Below are 20,787 nucleotides of genomic sequence, written 5' to 3' on the forward strand. Positions count from 1 at the left end.
TAATATTTCGAGTTTTAATTTCATTGAGCATAAATCAACAATTACGCCACAATAGGTTGCAAAGCTTCCAAAGCATGTTTTACTGTGGAAATCTGGTCAAACGTCAATAACAACCTCAACCCAGCACGGGTTTGTTTTTCTTTCATTTTACAAACATTAGGGTGCGTTTGAACATATTGCAACACTTTGGTAAAATTAGGGCTTTGATAAAAACTACTTTGCTGGTCGCTGATAAAATAACCAATCAATTTTTCTTTTTTCATTACCACCTTTTCAAACCCAATTTTAACGGCCAACCACTTAATTTGGACACTGTTTAATAAATCCGTCACTTGTGCTGGCAGTTCCCCAAAACGGTCAATCAATTCTGCTTTAAATTTGTCCAGTTCTTCATCAGTTTTTATGTTATTCAACTGGGTGTACAAATTTAACCGTTCTGTGATATTATTCACATAATTATCTGGAAATAGGAGCTCAAAATCGGTGTCGATTGTGACGTCTTTTACATAAACCTTATCCTCACCATCGTCTTTATACAAATCCTTAAACTCGTTTTCCTTCAATTCTCCGATAGCTTCATTTAGAATTTTTTGATAGGTATCAAATCCTATTTCGTTAATAAAGCCACTTTGCTCACCGCCCAGTAAATCGCCTGCACCACGGATTTCCAAATCCTTCATGGCGATATTGAAGCCACTTCCCAGCTCTGTAAATTGCTCCAATGCGGTGATACGTTTTCGGGCATCTTCTGTCATCGCAGAATATTCTGGTGTTATAAAATAACAGAAAGCCTTTTTATTGCTTCTTCCTACTCTACCACGCATTTGGTGTAAATCACTCAAACCAAAATTATTGGCGTTATTGATAAAAATGGTATTTGCATTGGGGACGTCCAAACCACTTTCCACAATGGTAGTGCTGACCAAAACATCAAAGCCTCCGTCCATAAATTGCAACATCAGTTGCTCCAATTTACGTCCTTCCATCTGCCCGTGGCCAATGCCAATTTTTGCGTCCGGTACTAAACGTTGTAGCAATCCGGTAACTTCTTTGATGTTTTCAATACGATTATGAATAAAGAAAACCTGCCCCCCACGCTGGATTTCATAGCTGATGGCATCACGAATGGTTTCTTCATTAAATCGAATGACGTGGCTTTCAATAGGGTATCGGTTCGGGGGCGGTGTAGTAATCACAGATAAATCTCGCGCGGCCATTAAGCTAAACTGTAAGGTTCTAGGAATGGGGGTGGCTGTTAGGGTCAATACATCCACATTTTCCTTAAGGGTTTTTAACTTTTCCTTCACGGCAACACCAAACTTTTGTTCTTCGTCTACAATTAATAAACCTAGGTCCTTGAACTTTACATTTTTGCTTACCAATTGGTGCGTCCCAATAATGATATCCACTTTCCCTTGCTCCAGTGCTTCCAAAGTTTCCCGTTTTTGCTTTGCGGTTCTAAAACGGTTTAGATAATCCACAACAACAGGAAAATCCTTGAGGCGTTGTTTGAATGTCCTGGAATGTTGATAGGCCAAAATGGTGGTCGGTACCAAAACGGCCACCTGCTTACCGTTATCTACAGCCTTGAACGCAGCACGAATGGCCACTTCGGTTTTCCCAAAGCCAACATCACCACACACCAGCCTGTCCATTGGGCGCTCACTTTCCATATCAGCTTTAATATCCGCCGTTGCGGTACTCTGGTCTGGTGTGTCCTCATAAATAAATGAAGCTTCCAACTCGTGTTGCATATAGCTATCGGGGTTGTATTGAAACCCTTTTTGGGTCTTTCGTTTTGCATATAACTTTATGAGGTTGAACGCAATATGCTTAACGCGTGCCTTAGTTTTCTGCTTGAGTTTTTTCCATGCACTGCTCCCCAGTTTATAAATTTTGGGTGGTTTGCCATCCTTGCCGTTAAACTTGGTAATTTTATGAAGCGAATGGATGCTTAAATAAAGAACGTCCCGTTCACCATAAATCAGTTTGATAGCCTCCTGCTTTTTACCCTCAACATCTATTTTTTGTAGCCCTCCAAAGCGCCCGATACCATGATCTATATGGGTAACATAATCGCCAATGTCCAGATTGGTAAGTTCCCTTAAAGTTATGGCCTGTTTTTTGGCGTAGCCGTTCTTTAGATGAAACTTCTGGTAACGTTCAAAAATCTGATGGTCGGTATAGCAGACCATTTTATTATCATGATCTACAAACCCTTGGTACAGTGATAGAATTATAGTTTGATAGTCCTTTACATCTAATTGGGCATCATCAAAAATATCATGAAAACGTTTGGCTTGTTGTTCGCTTACACAAGTGATATAGTTAGTATAGCCTTTATCGTGATTTGCATTTAAGTCTTCAATTAGCAGGTTGAATTGTTTGTTGAATGCGGGTTGGGGGGTGGTGTTGAAGGCAACACTATTGCCAGATGAATTATTAAAGAATGAGGCAGTACCAAACTCTATAATCGAAAAATCAATCAGTTGATTTTTCAATAATTCAGAATTACAAAACAATTCATGAGGTTCAGCATGTTTAATGTCTTCTGATAAGGCTTTGAATGCTTCTTCGGCTTTGGAATAAAAATCATCAATTCGCGAAAAGAGTAAATCTGTATTTTTTAATCCGATTACTGTTTTTTGCGCGATGTACTTCAAAAAGCTTTGTCGCTTTTCTTCTATCAATTTATTGGCCACATTGGGTATAATATTGATTTTTTTAACCTGCTCTACCGACAATTGGCTTTCAACATCGAAAGTCCTTATAGAATCCACTTCATCACCAAAAAATTCAATACGATACGGCTCGTCATGCGAAAAGGAAAAGACATCCACAATCCCCCCACGTACTGAAAACTCCCCGGGTTCGGTAACAAAATCCACCCTTTTGAACTTATAATCAAATAGGACTTCATTAACAAAATCGATTGACAGTTTATCGTTTATGCCTATCTTAAGTGTGTTGCGCTCCAGTTCCTTTCGCGTGACTACCTGCTCAAACAGGGCGTCAGGATAAGTAACGATAATTGCTGGTTTCTTTTGCGAGTTGATGCGGTTAAGCACTTCGGCGCGCAACAGGACATTGGCATTATCTGTCTCTTCGATATCGTATGGCCTTCGATAGCTCCCCGGATAGAACAGTACATCCTTATCACTTAAAAGTTGCTCTAAATCATTAAGGTAATGTGCCGCTTCTTCTTTATCGTTAAATACTAAAAGAAATGGCTTTTGTACTTCTTTAAAAATACTTGAAATAACAAATGAAAAAGAAGAGCCGACTAACCCTTTGAGATGTGTTTTGGCTTGGACTTGGGCAATATTATTCCGCAGATTCTGCGTTTGCAAAGCCTGTGCATAGGTTTGAGAGATATGGGATTTACTCACCTATTGTGTTTTGTGGTGCAAAAGTACATGAATTTTTTCATTTGAAAACTGATAGATAACAAATGAAAAAATAATATGTACGAATGAAGCGGATGTCTGGCGATGAAGACATGGTTCTGATGTGAATCTAAATCTACAAATGTTTAAGAGGAGGAGAAATATACTATCTTTTCAGTGTAATATGGCCAGTTATTTTTCTTCCTTCAACCACAATTACGTACCAGTAATCTCCCGTAGGAAGCTGTTGGTTTTTAAATGTGCCATCCCATTCAAAAGGGGTGTTTGCAACATTCTTTAACAACTTTCCGTACCGATCAAAAACAGAAACTTGAAAACTGCCGAACTCTTCTATGCCCTGCAGGTTGAAAGTATCGTGATATCCATCATTGTTTGGAGTGAAGAATTTTGGTACGAAAAAATGCAACCATTCAGTGGTAACGGTTCCATCGCAAAATTCATTTTTGACATGAATGGTATAAAGCCCTCCTTCAACGTTATAAAATACATTATCGGTTTGAAAATTTCTACCATCAAGTGAATACAAATGGTTACTATTTTCTCCAGCTGAGACTACAATGTCATTGCCATCAGAATATACCTTTTCAATTTCTGGCTCTTCCAAAAATGTGACATCAAAGAATGTGGTTTCAAAAACACAATCTTTACTGTTAGACACCTCGACGAAAAAACTGCCTGATTTGTCAATTGGTATCGCGTCAGTTTGGGCTCCAGTACTCCACAAGTAAGTAGGATTTGGAATTGCTGTATTGGCAAATAGAACTGGGGTGTCAGTGGCGCATAAAATAATATCTTCTTCAAAAAAAACTTCGGTCTTGGTTCCTGAAACGGCCCAACTACACGTTGCATCATCAAAAATAGTTGTTTGCCAACATTCCAAAGTAGGAGGTAAGGGTTTTGTTCCAGCTATCTCCCATGCACACGAAAAATTATTAAAGGTTATAACTTCCCAGCACTCCTGTGCCACTGGCTTATCGGGTTGATGTCCGGATACTTGCCAAGCGCATAAATCAGAATCAAAAGTCGCCGTTTCCCAACATTCTAAAGCCGGTGCGTCGGGTTTTGTTCCTAAAACATCCCATTCGCAAGTATTATTATTAAATTCAGTGGTTTCCCAACATTCCAAAATGGGTGGTTCTGGTTTATCACCAGAAACATCCCATGAGCAGTTGGTATGATTGAAGGTCGCCGTTTCCCAACATTCCATGTCAGGTAAATCAGGCTGTTCACCTTGGACATCCCAAACACAGGTTGTTTCATTAAAAGTAGTGGCCTGCCAGCAATTGAGAATGGGCTGATGTGGCTTAGTGCCGGAAACATCCCACGAACAAGTAGTATCATTAAAAACCGCAGATTCCCAGCATTCCAGTGACGGCTGCACAGGTTGTGTTCCCGATACTTCCCAAATACAAGTAGTATCATTAAACGCAATGGTTTCCCAACAGTTAATGACAGGTTGGTCAGGGCGAGTTCCCACGACATCCCATGAGCACGTGGAATTATTAAAAATAGCTGACTCCCAACATTCCATTGCTGGTTGTACGGGCTGTTCTCCAGTCACCTCCCATATACAAGTTGCGTTATTAAAAGAGGCTATTTCCCAACAATCAATAACAGGCTGGTCAGGTTGGCTTCCCGTGACCTCCCAAGAACAGGAAGTAGTATTAAAATTTGCGGATTCCCAGCACTCCAAATCTGGCTGAGGGGGTTGGCTTCCCGTGACTTCCCAAACACAAGTAGTAGTATTGAAAGTTGCGCTTTCCCAACAATCTATTACTGGTTGGGTCGGACGAGTACCCGTTACGTCCCAAGAGCAAGTTGAGGAGTTAAAACTAGCGGACTCATAACATTGCAGTGATGGCTTTGGTGGTTGGGATCCGGTTACCTCCCATAAACATGTGGCACTATTAAAAGTGGCAGTCTGCCAACAATCTATAGCGGGTTTCTCAGGCTTACTTCCCGTTATCTCCCACGAACAGGTTGTGTCATTAAAACTAGCTGACTCCCAACATTCCAAAACGGGTTTTGGCGGGGCATCAATGATCTCAACCTCAAAAACATCCGAAATTGTGTAACATTTGTCGTTGGACAAATTGCTTTCTACCTCGGCAACTTTGGTTCTGTAAAATGTGCTTGAGTTAATACCAGAAACAGTAACTGCTTGATTGTTAGCTCCAGGAATATCGATCCAGTTTAAACCATCATTACTTTTCTGCCATTGATAAAAATGAGAGCTATAAACTGAACCATCAGAATTTGCACTTATAGTAGTGGCATAGGGTGTTTGAGTACTGCAAACGGAAATTCTGTTATTTACCCCGTCTGAAATACTGGTAATATCCCCACAGGCTTTGAACTCAATATCATCAAGAGCCAAATCATTACCAAAACCTTTTTCTCCATTATTAATGATCTTTAAAACGATTGAAGTTTGCCCTGGAAACGTTTGAAAAATAAGGCCATACTCTCTCCAAACAGGAGAAATGGTTGAATGTATATCACCTGTATTTCCTGAAGCTAAAAGATTCGTCTCCGTATCATCCCAGACCTGAAACGTAACGTTAACAGGTATAGGAACCAAATTGGTATTTGCATTTAAAGGCACCAGGTTAAGCATCCATGACGAAAACTCGTAAGTGGTTTTTTCGCATAACCCGGATACTGGGACTCTAATAAACTCCCCCAATTCATTATCAGCATTTACTAGCATAGAGCGGCCATTAACATCATTTGGTGTATGGTCCTCGACGTCAAACCATGTAAAATACCTAGTAAAACTTGATAACGTATAAAATCCATCCAAAGGCCTACCGTTAGCATAAGCATATGTAGTAGTGCCTGATGACAAAATCGCATTATCAAATCCAGTACCAAAATCCTCCTTATAGATTGGGTCGCCAGAACTTCCTGAGCAAAACCCCAATTGAGCATTTAAATGGGTTGGTAATTGAAATATTAGAATGAGGGATAATATATTGGTATATCGCCTAAGCACGTAATTTTTCCTATATTCAGTTTTAGTTTTAAATTTAATGGGATAGCTATATTAACAAAAAGTTAAGGTTTTGAAAGATGAAATCGGAGGAACTGCTAAAACATTCGATACACCGACAATTTGCCCCTTTAAATTCATAATTGAAAATACTATCAGGACTGAACAAGGTACTTTTGCAATATTGGAGAGTAGAGTCAATATAGCGATGTGTCAATTGAATATGGACAATCTTAAAATTGTCCTAAATTACATCTAAGCAACCCTATCAGGAGTATATATTTTAAATGAAGCCAGTAATTGCCCGCTTAAAAAAACATAAAATCAAATCTGCCATTTTGGCTCTGCTCTTAATTGCATATTATTTCTGTTTGCCGAATCAATTATTTGAAGATCCAACCGCTACAGTAATTTCATGTTCCAAAAATGAATTGTTGGGGGCACAAATTGCAAGGGACGGCCAATGGCGCTTTCCTCACAATGATTCGCTTCCCGAAAAATTTAAGACCTGTATCATTCAATTTGAAGATGAATATTTCTATGAGCACCCAGGTTTTAATCCAGTGTCTATTTTTAAAGCATTAAGGGAAAACCTAAAATCAGATGGTATAAAACGAGGGGGAAGCACTTTAACTCAACAGGTAATACGATTGTCGAGAAAAGGCCAAAAGCGTACCTATTTAGAAAAGTTGAAGGAACTTATTTTAGCTACCCGATTAGAGCTAAGAGAAAGAAAATCCAGTATTCTGACACTTTATGCCAGCAATGCACCCTTTGGAGGCAATGTTGTGGGCTTGGATGCTGCGTCTTGGCGCTATTTCAATCGAGACCCTAATGCGCTATCATGGGCAGAGAGCGCCACATTGGCTGTTTTGCCCAACGCACCAGGTTTGATATATCCCGGTAAAAATCGCGAACGATTACAAAAAAAGCGAGACCGCCTTTTGAAAAAGTTATTGAACAATAAAATTATAGATTCGCTCACCTACCAATTATCCATTGCCGAGGAATTACCTGAAAAACCATATCCTTTACCTCAAATTGCGCCCCACTTGCTTCAAAACATAGCAAAATCGCACCACGGAAAAAACATCCGAACTTCTGTAGATATACAACTTCAAAATCAAATCAACCATATTGTTAAAACGCATTACAGGCATTTAAGTCAAAATGAAATTTATAATGCCTCCGTACTTGTTCTTGATGTTCAAACCAGAAAAGTTCTGGCTTATGTGGGCAATACACCAACGGATAGGGCGCACCAAAACCATGTGGATATTATAGACAAACCAAGAAGTACAGGTAGTATATTGAAACCCTTTTTGTATGCGGCTATGCTTGATACAGGCGACTTACTTCCCCATACACTAATACCAGATGTTCCTACTCAATTCGGAAACTATAATCCAGAAAACTTTGACAAAAGCTATAATGGAGCTGTTTCTGCCGGTAAAGCATTGTCTAGGTCTCTAAATGTGCCGGCAGTCCGTATGTTACAAAATTTTGGCCTAGATAGGTTTCATCATTATTTAGAAGATTTAAAACTGAAAGATTTGAAATTCAACGCTAATCATTACGGCCTCTCTTTGATTTTGGGGGGAGCGGAAAGCAACCTTTGGGATTTGTGTAAAAGTTATGCCGCACTTTCCTCCACCTTGAATCATTTTACCGAAACCTCCAGCGAGTATTATTCAAATGAGTTTTGTGAGCCTACATATTTAAATTCTGAAACTATAGATTTTGGTAAAAAGAAAGGCGAGAAAACCCTTTTTGATGCAGGTTCTATTTATTTGACATTCGAAAGTATGAAGGAGGTCAACCGTCCTGAAAGTAATGAAAGCTGGGAGTTTTTTGATGGCTCAAAACAGATTGCATGGAAAACTGGCACTAGTTTTGGGTTTCGGGATGCCTGGGCCATCGGCACCACCAAAGATTACGTGGTAGGCGTTTGGGTGGGCAATGCTGACGGTGAAGGGCGGCCCGGTTTGGTGGGCGTACAAACTGCAGCTCCAATCCTTTTTGATGTATTTGACGTACTGCCCAACAGCGATTGGTTTGCTATGCCTTATGATGAAATGCAAATAGTTTCAATTTGTCAGCAAAGTGGACATAGGGCTTCTCCGAATTGTGATGAGGTGTCGGACAATTATATTCAAATTAGTGGATTGAAAACGCCTCCTTGCCCATACCATGTTCTGGTACATTTGGATAAAAATGAAACACATCAGGTAAACACCTCTTGTGAAGATATTTCTGAAATTAAGCATAAATCTTGGTTTGTATTACCTCCTCTAATGGCCCATTATTATAAAACCAAAAACCCATTCTACAAACCTTTACCTAAATTCAGAGACGATTGCTCTGCAGCACAGGTAGCTTCTATTGATTTTATCTATCCAAATGCTAATAACAGCATTTTTCTGCCTAAGGATTTTGATGGCGAAACCAACGACCTTATTCTAAAAGTAGCGCATTCAAAACCCGAAAGCACATTGTTTTGGTATATAGATGAAACGTTCATCGGCACCACAAAAGACATTCATGAATTGGGCATTAAACCAGATTCTGGTAAACATACCATTACCGTAGTAGATGAATTTGGGAATGAAGCCAAACGAAACTTTGAAATAACACTCTAACGTTTCAAGGTAAAGTGCCCAGTAAATATTTGATTCTCTATCGTAATAACATACCAATAATCACTACTTGGCAAATCCTCTCCATTTAAAGTGCCATTCCAACTAAAGGGACTATTTCTTGAAAATTTGAGTAACTTCCCATACCTATCATAAATTGAAACCTCAGAGGTGCTGAAATATTGAAGTCCGGATAAATCGAAAGTATCGTTGAAACCATCATTGTTTGGCGTAAAAAATTTAGGAATGTAAAAATGCCGATGTTGCAGAACGCTTTCGTCATCACAGTTGCTATGTTTCACTACCACTGTATACAATCCTCCGTCAACATTAAAAAAGGTATTATTTGACTGAAAAGAAATGCCATCTAATGAATACATAAAATCTCCCGTATGAGAAGTGTTGACAATAATTTCGTTGCCATCTGACATAATACTTTCGATTACCGGTTTTTCTAAAACTTCAACATTAAAAATCTGGGTCTCAAAAGTACACGACCCACCTGTAATTTGAACTTCATATCTACCTGAGGCTTCCACGTCAATATTACTGATTGTTTCTCCCGTACTCCATAGGTATGTAGGGTTTGAAATACTGGTTTGAGGCTGTAGAGTCAATTCATCTCCTTCACACAGCTCAAAATCCTCTTCAACGGTGGTTCCGGGTTGTGTTCCTGAAATTTCCCAGGCACAAGAAGACGCATTAAAGGAAGCGGTCTCCCAACATTCTAGAGTTGGCATAGTAGGCTGATTTCCAGAAACATTCCATGAACAAGAGGTGTCATTGAAAGTGGCGGTCTCCCAACATTCTATAACTGGTTGGGATGGTTGCGTTCCAAAAACGTCCCAAGAGCATGTTGCAACATTAAACATTGCAGTTTCCCAACATTCCAGCACGGGCTGTTCTGGCTCGGTACCCGATACTTCCCAAGTACAGATAGTGTTATTAAACATTGCAGTTTCCCAGCATTCCAAAGTGGGTTGTAATGGCTGGCTACCAGTAACATCCCAAGCACAATTTGTGGTATTAAATGTGGCGGTTTCCCAACATTCAAGTGTAGGTTGTACTGGTTGCGTACCCGATACTACCCATGCACAACTTGCAGCATCAAAAGTAGAAGTTTCCCAACACTCCAACATAGGTTGTATTGGCCTGGTTCCCGATACTTCCCAGCTACAGGTGGTGGTATTAAAAGTAGCTGTTTCCCAACATTCCAACGATGGCATTACCGGCTGGGTTCCAGTAACGTCCCACGAACAGGTAGTTTCATTAATAGTGGCCATTTCCCAACAATTCAAAAGGGGTATTGAAGGTAATTGGTTTACTGTAACCCGATATTCGTTTGAAAAGGAAACGCATAATGCATTGGATAAATTGACTGCAACTTCCGCTATTTTTGCCCTGTAGTATGCCGTGCTAGAAACAGAAATACTAAGAGTTTGATTGTTTTCTCCTGGCAGATCATTCCATGTAGCGCCATCATCCGTACTCGATTGCCACTGATAAAAATGTGAGCTGTAGACCGCAAAATCGGGCAAAGCATTTAAAGTTGTTGCAAAGGGAGCTTGTGTACTGCACAGATTCTGAGCACTCCTATTTGAAGTATCCGTTACCGTCACAGTGTCTCCACAGGATTTAAACTCAATATCGTCAATGGCCAAATCGTTGCCACACCCTCCTTGCCCATTGTTTATCATCTTGAGAATTACTGTGTTTTGTGCGGACAATGTTTGAAAGACTAGTCCATATTCACGCCAAATTGGTGTGGCCGTTTCCACAATATTTCCGGTATTACCGCTTGCCAATAAATTGGTATCAGTGCCATCCCAAATCTCAAATCTTACATTTATCGGAATTGTCCCGCCTGGCTGGGTTGAGCAAAAGGTATTGGCTATTACCAAATTTAGTACCCAAGCCGAAAATTCATAGGTTGTTGTCTCGCACAACCCTGTTACTGTTGTTCTGTAGAACTCTCCCGCAGTAGCTGCTGCGTTAACCACAAGAAATTTCCCATCCACATCATTTGGCGTATGATCTGTAATACCATGCCAATTGAATGAGTTTCCAAATGTATTGTTGGTTACGGTATAAAACCCGTCTACAGGGTATCCCGATGCAAATGGATAGGTAGTCGTCCCGGTCGGAAGAGAATTGTTAATCGTACCCGTGCCAAAGTCTTCAGTAAAAATCGGATCTCCAGAATTACCAGTACAAAAGCCCAGTTGGGCTATTGCATTTTGAGAAAATGCTAGAACTGCAATTATCCCAAATAATAGTGCAGGACAAGTATTGCCTTTTGCGTTAGTATTGTAGAACATCAAAAAATATTGCGCAAAGCTATATTACGCAAAAGTTATTCAATTGATAGGTAATCCTTATGCTATAAAACTATACAAAAACCATACAAAGGCTGAAAAACAGAATGTTTCTGTCAAAGTTGGTTTCTAAGAAAAATGATTACCGCAAGGAAAATCCTTTGGCGGCCCACCACGGATGCACTTCAATTTTCAATCGGCCAGCCTTTACCATCGGGTCGGATTTGGCCAAACTATCCGCCATTTTAAGTGTTGGTACGTTGTAAATGGTAATGCCTCGTATGTCACCATCATCCCCAAATGGCCCAGAAATATCGGCATAGCCCATTTCATACATTTTAGTTAAATGTGCCAAATGCTGGTTCTGTAATTCGGCCGTTTCTTCTTCATTTTGTCCACGAATAGGTCCGGTTTTCAAAAAGGCGATAAAATACTGTTGCATCAAAATAGTGTCCTGGGTGGCCTCATCCACATAATCAAAAATTTTAAAACCTTTCGCCGTTAATTCGGCTTTCAAAGCCTTGGCGCTTTTGGTAGGTACATCCACAACCTCTTTACTATGATTCTCAGCGTGATCATGAACTTTAACAGGCTTTTCTGTCACGGGCTTCTGTAGCTCCGAATCTGGTGTAGTTTTGTCCTGTTTGCAACCTAATATTGCTAATACAAGTCCTAAATAAAGTACAATAGATGGTTTCATGTTTTCCAGGTATTAAAAGGTTCTTTGCTTAATTGCGAATTGTAATATTTTATTTGCCCAGTAACTTCGGTACCAAGCCATTCGGGCTTTTCAAAAGTTTCGTTCTCAGAATCTAATTCTATCTCGGCCACTATCAGACCTTCATTGTCACCTAAAAATTCATCTATCTCATATGTGTGCGTTCCAAGTTCAACTTCATAACGTATTTTTTCAATAATGGTTGGCTCACACAATTTAAGCAAATTCTCGGCATCGGATTTTGAAATTTCGGTTTCCCATTCAAAACGGCTTAAACCATCATCCGTGGATTTCCCCTTTACGGTTAAAAACCCATTTTCACCCTTTATTCTAATTCTTACTGTTCGTGCGGCATGGGTATTCAAAAACCCTTGTACCAATCGCGTTTTTAATATGGCTTCAGCTTTAAAAGCTGTTGAATTCACTAAGAATTTCCGTTCTATTTCTATCATCTATGTGAAAAGTGAGTTTAAATAAAAGGCATTTAATGCCTAAATTTACGGGATGTCATCGGATTTACCAATACGAAAAATTATTCATGTGGATATGGATGCGTTTTACGCTTCGGTAGAGCAAATGGATAATCCCGAATTAAAGGGGAAACCTATTGCCGTGGGCGGAGGTGGCAAACGTGGGGTGGTAAGTGCTGCAAGTTACGAGGCCCGGAAGTTTGGTGTAAAAAGTGCTATGGCAGGTACGCTTGCCTCAAAACTTTGCCCAGAACTCATTTTTGTAAGGGCCAATTTTGATCGCTATACCGAAATTTCAAAACAGATCCGGCACATTTTTTTCGATTATACAGATTTAGTGGAACCCCTGTCTTTGGACGAAGCCTACTTGGATGTTACCGAAAATAAAAAGGGCAATCCCAGTGCTACCCTGATTGCCACAGAAATCAGAGAGAGGATTTTTAACGAGGTGGGATTAACAGCTTCCGCCGGAATTTCCATCAATAAATTTATTGCGAAAATAGCCAGCGATTACAATAAACCTAACGGACAAAAAACTGTAAACCCAGAAGAAGTATTGGAATTTTTGGAGCAATTGGACATTCGAAAGTTTTATGGCGTTGGCAAAGTAACTGCAGAAAAAATGTATCAAAAAGGCATTTTTACAGGATTAGATTTAAAACAAAAATCCTTGGATTATTTAGAAGAGCATTTCGGGAAATCTGGGAAATATTATTACTTCATCGTTCGGGGCATTCATACCAGTGAAGTAAAACCTCATCGCACCCGTAAAAGCTTGGCCGCTGAACGCACCTTTAGCGAAAACCTATCTTCCGAAATTTTTATGCTGGAAAAGCTGGAGCATATTGCCGAAGAAGTCGCCCGGAGATTAACTAAAAGTAAGGTAGCAGGAAAAACCATCACCCTAAAAATAAAATACAGTGATTTTACGCTGCAGACCCGAAGCAAAACCCTGCCCTACTATATCAGTGACAAAAGTGTGATTTTAGAAACTACAAAGGATTTGTTGTACCAAGAGAAATTGAATAATTCAGTACGTTTACTTGGTATCTCGCTTTCTAATTTGAATACTGAAAAAAAGGAAGCCGAGCCCAAAAATGGCCTAAATAAATCTGAGGAAAAGCAAAGTATCAGTGCGCAGTTGCGATTTGAGTTTTAGAGTAATCCTTATAAAGTTGAAACACTGGGTTTTCAAAGATTATTACCTCAAGTATTAACCAACTTGGCCTGTTATTTTTTTTGAAAAGTATAACATGAAATGGATTCAAAATCTAATTTTTTTAAATTAGATACGACTACCAAGTTTAGGGGAAAAGAATTGAAGGGAATAAACTTAATAACAGAATATATGGGTATTGATAGTGAATACCAACTTTTAGGGTTCTGCCCAGACCGTAATCGTTCAAAATAGAACGTTCTGTATATAATTGGGGAAAGCGCAGGCTCTTTCCTTTTATCGAACAAATGAGAGATCAACTATCCAATACTTTTAATTAATTTGAGGATTATTTCTTAGTTGATAGTAGATGCTATTCATTCGGAATAAATCTCTGGATTAGGATAAAAGGCCGCAATAGCAAACCAATAGCTCATTACGGAGGTTACAGGGGTTAGGGTTTCCCCGGTCCTTGGGCCAGAAATGGCGGTTCCGAAAATAGACCAGGTGTTGCCTTCGTTATCCTTAAAGAATCCCTCCGAACCATTAAAGTTGTATTCAAAATTTAGGTCAAAATAGTCGCCGATCAGCTCAAATCCGTATATCAGGTTTTGGTTACCAACAATCAAATAGTCCCCTACATTAAAGCTGTCTTTTATTGCTTTGCCACCTTCGAAATCTGAAAGTTGATAGACTTTTGAAGTCACTCCATCAATAATAGCATATACCCGCTCCTTGTTGGGCAGGGCCGGGTTGGTAATCTCTGGCCTAAAAATAAAGCGGTTGTTGTTGGTAGCGTAATCGCCGTACGGTGACACCCCATAATTTCTTGAAAACCCAGTAGATGTACTCAGCACTTGGGTGTTGGGATAGAGGGTTTTCCATGTGAGCCAGTCGGTTTCTACCACACTATATAGTTTCGGTACATCATTGATCAATTCACCGTTGACACATTCCAAACGGAGTTGGGACCAATAGCTGTCTGTATTTCTATCGTACATAATCAAGTTGGCATTGTATAACAGACCAGACACTCCAAAAGTGGTTCGGGTATTGGCCGTTTTACTTTCCCAAGCGAATGCCGTTCCTGTTAGCGGGCAATAATTTAAAGTGAAGAAAGCCCCATTGATCTCATCATTCACTACCTCATGCCAATCTAAGATTATATGCGGATAAGCCTTTACTTCATTATCTTTAACAATACCGACTACCAAATCATCATTGTTTAAAAAACTAGCCTGCGAAGCAGGAATAAATTGAGGGTTATCAATGGAAGGAATGCCATCCTTGCCTGGACCACCATCCCTTACCAAATTTACGGGAATGGTCCAATCTGATGAAGCAGGAGGGGGCGTAATAGTCGCCTGTCCGTTTGGTGTGCTATCACTGGGAGTACTGCAGGATGCAAATACCAATAAAAGCGATACCAATATTACATTTCTTTTCATAGTTCAATATTTTATAGGTTTAACAATTTCGGTTTCGGTTTTAGTTTAATTAAAAATCCTGTGGTAAGCCTGTATGTAGGGGTTAACTGCGTGCCATCAACATTGCTGTAAAGTGGCAGTTCTGCACGGGTAGAAAATATGAGGTTTGGAGTAATGTTAATGGAAATATCTGGTATGATAAATAGCCAATTTCCGCCCGTATTATCCAAATCAAATCCGTCAATTTCATCTAAGGCGGCATCCCTATATTTAAATGAAATACTAGGGTTTGCCAAAGTGTTTAAAACGTTGAATTGGTCTGAAAACACCAAAAACGCTTGAATTTCATTACCGAATTTATACGAAGAATTTCCTAAATAGCTTTCATTCGTTCCCGTACTTCGGTAAATTATCCTTCCGGAAATTGATAGCGAAGGCCTAAAATTGGTCTGCTTTAAAGCCGAAAGAAAATAAACGATATCCCAAGCATTGCTTCCCGGTTGTAAATCGGCATTCAAAACGATACCCTGTGCATTGGTTTCTGTGGACGAGCCCAACGGGATTTTGGCACCAAGGCCAAATTCAGTATTACTGTTTTTACCCAAGGTATTTTTAAAATTGTACTTCACCAAAAGCAGCCCATCCCCAATCCCAGAAGTTTGGTCCAAAGTTTCATTTCCAAATTGGGAAATGTTGCGACGTTGGTTTACCCAAGTGAACAGGCCTTCTACCGATAAGTGATTGGTAATGGCGTAGCTCATGTTCAGTAAAATAGAATGCGTGATACGCAACCGCGAGTTGTCATCAAGACTTTCAGTACCGTTATTCAATGTATTCAGGTGGTTGTAATCGTAATTAAGACTCATTTGAAAAGTGCCCTTTTCTTCTACAGACATGCCAATGTTGTTCGATAGGGGAATCCCACCCGAGCAACAGGTTTGAGCATGTAATTTAAGCCCGCAAACCAGCAGTACGATAATGATTGAATGTTTTAAAACCATATCTCTTCAACAACTACACTAAAACGGTCGTTGAACCGTCTGCTTTCTTACCAATTTTAACAGTTTCAAGAGAAAAAGGGAAAAATTGACAAGTGTCGGTTCAAGAATATACTAAGAATCATGTGCCGCCCGCTTCAAGCGATCGTTTATCGATTTTCCCAAACCATAATCCGGAAAAATTTCAGCTATAATAATATCGAGATTTAAGCTGTCCAACTGATGCAAAGCATCGTAAAGTTTAGAAGTGGCCTCGGCCATATTTCCGGTTTTCGAAAGTAGGATTTGATGCAGAATGCGGGAGTTTTCAATTGAATTTTGAAAAGTTATGACGCCGATTCGCTTACCATAGTACTTTTTTAGATCTTCTGAAATGTTGTTGGAGAGTATTGTCATTGTTGCGGGTGCATAATGCTTATCCAACATGCCCGGGGCTTCAGGATGGCTCTTGGTTTTATTTCCTTCAGGTGTTTCTGATTTGTTTTTAATAGGTATGTTGCCAACCACAGCTTCGATGTCCTCCAAAGCAATAGAGCCTAATCGATAGATAATCGGTGCGTCGTTCTCAAAACCAATAATAGTGGATTCAATACCATTTTTACATGGCCCGCCGTCTAACACCATTTTGATTTTATGCTGAAAATAACTTTCCACGTGTTGCGCCGTAGTTGGGCTAATGCTACTAAACGGGTTGGCACTAGGTGCGGCCAATGGGAAAGGGAGTTGACTTAAAAGTTGTAGGGTTGTAGGATGATTGGGCACGCGTACCGCAACGGTATCCTTTCCTGCGGTAATCAAATCGGGGATGTGCTCTTGTTTTGGAAGTACCAACGTCAATGGTCCTGGCCAAAACGCATTGGCCAATTGCCTTGCTTTTTCAGGAACATGGCTGACAATGCTTTCTAAATTTTCAGTCGAGGGAATATGTACAATAAGAGGGTTGTAAAAAGGGCGTTTTTTGGTCTCAAAAATGGCCTTTACTGCCTTTTCGCTATAAATGTTGCCAGCCAAACCATATACCGTTTCTGTAGGAATGGCTACCACAAGGTCTTCGTTAAGAAGCGCAACAGCTTTTGAGATGTCCTTTGAAATAATGCCCATTCAATCCAATTAAGCGGTGCAAAAGTACGGTGTTTTGAGGAATTTTAAACTGTTGCAGCCTCTAAAGTTAACGACTAGAACAGGCAACTGTAGTTTTGGTAAACACTATGGCTTAAAATATTTAATAGCATAATTCACTAACCCTGTATTGCTTTTAATGCCCAACTTTTTATGGATGTTCTTGCGGTGGGTATCTACAGTGAATTTGCTTAATTTCAGTTGTTTTGCCATTTGTATAGAGGTTCTTCCTTTTACGATGAGTTGCAAAATTTCGGTTTCCCGTTTGGTGAGTTCTGATTGTAGTGCTGTTTTTTCCTCGTTAAACCAATCTTGGATACTTTCGGGAAGGTTTTTGCTAAAGTAGTATTCACCTTTTACGAGGGTGTTGATGGCCAATTCTAGTTCATCTTTATCCACATTTTTCGTAACGTAACCTTTGGAACCAACATCCAGCATTTCGGTAACGTCCACAGTTTGGTCAAACATGCTCAATGCCAAAACTTTGATGTTTGGGTACTCTGAAGTAAGTCGTCTCGTTAGCCCAACACCGTCCAAAATGGGCATACGGATATCCGTGATGATGATATCGGGTTTTAATCCGTTTTCAAGCAATTTTAAAACTTCCAACCCATTATTGGCCTCCCCGATAACTTCAACGTTCATCACTTTTTGCAGAATGGATTTTATTCCATCTATAAAAAGTTGGTGGTCGTCGGCTATAATCACATTTATGGTCATAATGGAATGTTTAAAATTACAGTTGTACCATTGCCTTTGGCTGTGTCAATCACAACATCGCCCTGCATTTTTTCAACGCGTTTTTCAATATTGATTAAACCTATCCCTGATTTTTGGCGGTTAAGGTCAAAACCTTTCCCGTTATCTTCTACAATAATGTTGAGCATATCATCATCTTCTGAAAACTGGATGGTGGCTTCGGTGGCTTCTGAATGTTTTATAATGTTGGTAATCAATTCTTGTATAATCCTAAAGATTTGAATTTCAATGTTGTTTTCAATGCGTTTTTTAACATCAATATTGATGACATCTATTTTTATTTTTTTGGTTTCTGAAATTTGGTCTGCAATAGCCTTAGTTGAAGGGATTAAGCCACTGCTGATTTGCGCCCCGAAGTTTTTGTTTTTTGAAATATTTCTAATCTCGTTATAGGTATCCCCAATCAAGGTTTTTAATTTTTTGTAATGATTTGAAAAGTCTTCTTTTTCATCATAGCTCTCCAAAAATAACTTTAGGGTAGCTACTTTGCTACCTAAATTATCATGCAGTTCCGCGGCCATTTTAGAGCGTTCTTTTTCCTGGGCTTCCAAAATGTTGTCAATACCCTCCAGTTCTTTTTCTTGTAGCAACTGGTCAAAATCCTGCTCTTTTATCTTCAGGTTTTGTTGCATAATGATGCGTTTTCGCTTTGCGTTTTTCTGCAAGAAGTAAAGGGAAACAATAGCTAAGGACAATGCTAATAACGCCCCAATGAATAGATAAAAATTCTGTTTGCGTTTATAATCTACTTCAAGATTTTCTGTTTCAAGTTTTAAAATTTCATTTTCTTTTTTTTCGGTTTCGTACTTGGTTTGTATTTCCAGGAAGCTCTTTTGGTTTTCAACATTAAGAATGCTATCGTTTAGCGTATTGGATTTTTTCGCATACTCAAAGGCATTTTCCATTCGCCCTATTTTAGAATAGGCTTCACTTAAATTATTATACACCGAAACGAGTTGTTTTCCTTTAAGGGTCTTTTCGGCTTTTTTAAAATAATTGATGGCGGTAGCATAATCTTTGTTTTTTAGATAGGTGTACCCTAAATTGTTTTGTGCTACTTCTATTCCAGATTTCAAATTTAACTCGTCCTTTAATTGCACAGTTTTTTCTAAGTATGTCCTGGCTTTTTCAGGATTACTGTCAAGAAACAGTTCCCCCAAATTGTTGTAAATGATGGATAGCGAACGTTTGTCACCAAGTTCGGTAGCCAATTTTTCAGCATCGGTGTTGTAGGCTATGGCTTTTACGGTGTCGCCGTTTTTGTAATGTTGGGTGGCCAAATTTGGCAACGTTATCAGCCTAAAACGGGTCTGGTTTAAGCTTTCAAAAATACCAAGTGCTTTTTCGCTGTACTCAATGGCTTTTGGATAGAGCTCCAGTTCGGCAAAAGCACTGGCGATGTTGCTGTAGCACTTTGCGGCGTTTAATTTGTCGTTTGTTTTTTCAAAAAAACTGGCACTTTCTGTTAGTGTGGCAATCGTTTTGTTGTAGTCGCCTTGTTTCAGTTGAATAGCACCAATACTAATATTGATAATGGCAGCACGTTTGTCATCCTTTAATTTATGAAGAATGTTTTTTGAAGTATTGAAATAAAAGTAGGCAGAATCTAAACTGCCAGTGAAAAAATGAAATCGCCCAAGCTGATTTGTAGTTTCGGCCAATAGTGAATCATTGGCTTTATAATGAAATGCTTTATGGGCGAAAACCATGCCCTTGTTTAAATCTACACGTTCGTGTGAATGCGCCAATTTTAAGTTGATTTTGGCCTTTTCAAAATCATTAGCAGTATGTTTTAATGTTTCTTTAAGGTCGCTTATTGATGCTTCTTGGGCCGTCAAGAAAAATGTTGAAAGAAGGATAAAGCAATTAATAAACGATTTCATAGTAAAGCAATTCCCTTCTAAGATAACCATTTTTCGAAATTAAAGGTTTTAATTGCTAGCACAACAATTACAGCCCGTTGCTTCGGTATCCAATTTTTGGGAATATGACCTAATTTCCGCCAAAAACACTTTGGTGTCAGGTGCTCTGTACATGCGTCGTTTCAGGTCTTTAAGGTAGCTGTCGCTTAAACAGTTGGATGCTTTTATATGGTTAAGAGCATAATCGATTGTTTTATCCATCCAGTCCCAGCCATAGCCTTCGTATGCGCCAATTTCTAATCCGTAAACTAATTTGCCCAGACCGAGCAAGGTATGGCAATTCACTTTTCCAGAGGCTCTCGGGCCTTCTTGGAAAACGTAAGTAACTTGATGTCCTGCGAAATCAAACCTAAATGCTGTTAGTGCGGCGTTTTTTTTCTTTGCGTACTTAAACGTATAGGTATGTGTGGTATGCCCCGGATACCAATCGTGCACACCAGAGGAACCGGCAGTAGTACTTACTTGCGATATATTGCCGTTATAGGTGTAATTAGGGTATTGCGCTATGCTTGTAACGTTATTTGATGTAAATACATTGGCAATTTTCCATTTGTAACCACAAGGAGTTTTACAATTTTTACAGGATAAGGTAATATTGAAGCTTTCGCCATTTTGAAGCGTTGAAATATCCTTATCAAATCGCCAGGTTACGTTATATGTTCCTACACAGTTCGTCCTATAGCTACGGTTAAATGAAATACTGCCCCCGTATTGGTCGGCTTTTACGGAAGCCCTAAACCCTTCCTTTGAGGTTTTTTCAATGATATCAACTAGACTGATAACTTGTGCATTTATAGCAAATCCGAATAGGATTATAAATACTGAGGTTAAAATTGATGACTTCATAATATTAAGTTTTGAGATAAAA

Annotated in this window: 13 protein-coding genes; 2 read left to right on the plus strand and 11 right to left on the minus strand. The window is 39.3% G+C overall.

The window, feature by feature from the left end; genetic code table 11:
• Nucleotides 1-41: 41 nt before the first annotated feature.
• Both mfd and H7U19_RS17020 read right to left on the minus strand, forming a co-directional pair.
• The gene (gene mfd / locus H7U19_RS00350; RefSeq protein WP_186557853.1) at nt 42-3,389 is read right to left on the minus strand and encodes a transcription-repair coupling factor; all 3,348 of its coding nucleotides are present in this window, start codon (nt 3,387-3,389) and stop codon (nt 42-44) included.
• 163 nt (nt 3,390-3,552) lie between these two features.
• Nucleotides 3,553-6,402 carry a T9SS type B sorting domain-containing protein gene (locus tag H7U19_RS17020; RefSeq protein WP_186557854.1) on the minus strand — a complete coding sequence of 950 codons (2,850 nt, stop codon included), beginning with the start codon at nt 6,400-6,402 and terminating at the stop codon, nt 3,553-3,555.
• A gap of 284 nt (nt 6,403-6,686) precedes the next feature.
• On the opposite strand from H7U19_RS17020, the gene pbpC reads away from it, so the two are divergent.
• The gene (pbpC, locus tag H7U19_RS00360) at nt 6,687-9,038 is read left to right on the plus strand and encodes a penicillin-binding protein 1C (protein ID WP_186557855.1); all 2,352 of its coding nucleotides are present in this window, start codon (nt 6,687-6,689) and stop codon (nt 9,036-9,038) included.
• Here pbpC and H7U19_RS00365 read toward each other — a convergent pair.
• The 3 genes from H7U19_RS00365 to H7U19_RS00375 all read right to left on the minus strand — a co-directional run bounded on the left by H7U19_RS00365 (nt 9,035) and on the right by H7U19_RS00375 (nt 12,520).
• Entirely contained in the window at nt 9,035-11,353 is a 2,319-nt protein-coding gene (locus H7U19_RS00365) for a T9SS type B sorting domain-containing protein (RefSeq protein ID WP_186557856.1), read from the minus strand. The two genes, pbpC and H7U19_RS00365, sit on opposite strands and share 4 nt — an antisense overlap.
• A 139-nt stretch (nt 11,354-11,492) precedes the next feature.
• Nucleotides 11,493-12,050 (minus strand): YciI family protein, encoded by a 558-nt coding sequence (locus H7U19_RS00370; protein ID WP_186557857.1) that lies wholly within the window; start codon nt 12,048-12,050, stop codon nt 11,493-11,495.
• Complete coding sequence (locus H7U19_RS00375; RefSeq protein WP_186557858.1) at nt 12,047-12,520, minus strand: CYTH domain-containing protein; 474 nt, start codon at nt 12,518-12,520, stop codon at nt 12,047-12,049. Before H7U19_RS00375 ends, H7U19_RS00370 begins: the two co-directional genes overlap by 4 nt.
• Before the next feature lie 52 nt (nt 12,521-12,572).
• Here H7U19_RS00375 and dinB point away from each other — a divergent pair, with 52 nt between their 5' ends.
• Entirely contained in the window at nt 12,573-13,697 is a 1,125-nt protein-coding gene (dinB, locus tag H7U19_RS00380) for a DNA polymerase IV (RefSeq protein WP_186557859.1), read from the plus strand.
• A gap of 374 nt (nt 13,698-14,071) precedes the next feature.
• On the opposite strand, the gene H7U19_RS00385 is transcribed toward dinB, so the two are convergent.
• The 6 genes from H7U19_RS00385 to H7U19_RS00410 form a co-directional block, all read right to left on the minus strand.
• On the minus strand, nt 14,072-15,142 hold the full coding sequence (locus H7U19_RS00385) for a DUF3179 domain-containing protein (protein WP_186557860.1): 1,071 nt from the start codon (nt 15,140-15,142) through the stop codon (nt 14,072-14,074).
• 11 nt (nt 15,143-15,153) lie between these two features.
• Nucleotides 15,154-16,017 carry a transporter gene (locus H7U19_RS00390; RefSeq protein ID WP_186557861.1) on the minus strand — a complete coding sequence of 288 codons (864 nt, stop codon included), beginning with the start codon at nt 16,015-16,017 and terminating at the stop codon, nt 15,154-15,156.
• A 216-nt stretch (nt 16,018-16,233) separates the two neighbouring features.
• The gene (locus H7U19_RS00395; RefSeq protein ID WP_186557862.1) at nt 16,234-17,220 is read right to left on the minus strand and encodes an L-threonylcarbamoyladenylate synthase; all 987 of its coding nucleotides are present in this window, start codon (nt 17,218-17,220) and stop codon (nt 16,234-16,236) included.
• 105 nt (nt 17,221-17,325) lie between these two features.
• Entirely contained in the window at nt 17,326-17,958 is a 633-nt protein-coding gene (locus tag H7U19_RS00400) for a response regulator (RefSeq protein WP_186557863.1), read from the minus strand.
• Entirely contained in the window at nt 17,955-19,880 is a 1,926-nt protein-coding gene (locus tag H7U19_RS00405) for a tetratricopeptide repeat-containing sensor histidine kinase (RefSeq protein WP_186557864.1), read from the minus strand. The genes H7U19_RS00400 and H7U19_RS00405 overlap by 4 nt, the downstream gene beginning before the upstream one ends.
• A gap of 48 nt (nt 19,881-19,928) precedes the next feature.
• Complete coding sequence (locus H7U19_RS00410) at nt 19,929-20,765, minus strand: hypothetical protein (RefSeq protein ID WP_186557865.1); 837 nt, start codon at nt 20,763-20,765, stop codon at nt 19,929-19,931.
• Nucleotides 20,766-20,787 lie beyond the last annotated feature (22 nt).

Origin of the sequence: Hyunsoonleella aquatilis, assembly GCF_014270105.1 — a bacterium.
Lineage (GTDB): Bacteria > Bacteroidota > Bacteroidia > Flavobacteriales > Flavobacteriaceae > Jejuia > Jejuia aquatilis.

Bases quoted from the DNA above. Each gene is read 5' to 3' on its own strand.
- H7U19_RS00405 (WP_186557864.1), bottom strand. From the start codon at position 19,880: ATGAAATCGTTTATTAATTGCTTTATCCTTCTTTCAACATTTTTCTTG.
- dinB (WP_186557859.1), top strand. From the start codon at position 12,573: ATGTCATCGGATTTACCAATACGAAAAATTATTCATGTGGATATGGAT.
- pbpC (WP_186557855.1), top strand. From the start codon at position 6,687: ATGAAGCCAGTAATTGCCCGCTTAAAAAAACATAAAATCAAATCTGCC.
- H7U19_RS00375 (WP_186557858.1), bottom strand. From the start codon at position 12,520: ATGATAGAAATAGAACGGAAATTCTTAGTGAATTCAACAGCTTTTAAA.
- H7U19_RS00390 (WP_186557861.1), bottom strand. From the start codon at position 16,017: ATGTCTGTAGAAGAAAAGGGCACTTTTCAAATGAGTCTTAATTACGAT.
- H7U19_RS00365 (WP_186557856.1), bottom strand. From the start codon at position 11,353: ATGTTCTACAATACTAACGCAAAAGGCAATACTTGTCCTGCACTATTA.
- H7U19_RS00395 (WP_186557862.1), bottom strand. From the start codon at position 17,220: ATGGGCATTATTTCAAAGGACATCTCAAAAGCTGTTGCGCTTCTTAAC.
- H7U19_RS00370 (WP_186557857.1), bottom strand. From the start codon at position 12,050: ATGAAACCATCTATTGTACTTTATTTAGGACTTGTATTAGCAATATTA.
- H7U19_RS00385 (WP_186557860.1), bottom strand. From the start codon at position 15,142: ATGAAAAGAAATGTAATATTGGTATCGCTTTTATTGGTATTTGCATCC.
- H7U19_RS00410 (WP_186557865.1), bottom strand. From the start codon at position 20,765: ATGAAGTCATCAATTTTAACCTCAGTATTTATAATCCTATTCGGATTT.
- H7U19_RS00400 (WP_186557863.1), bottom strand. From the start codon at position 17,958: ATGACCATAAATGTGATTATAGCCGACGACCACCAACTTTTTATAGAT.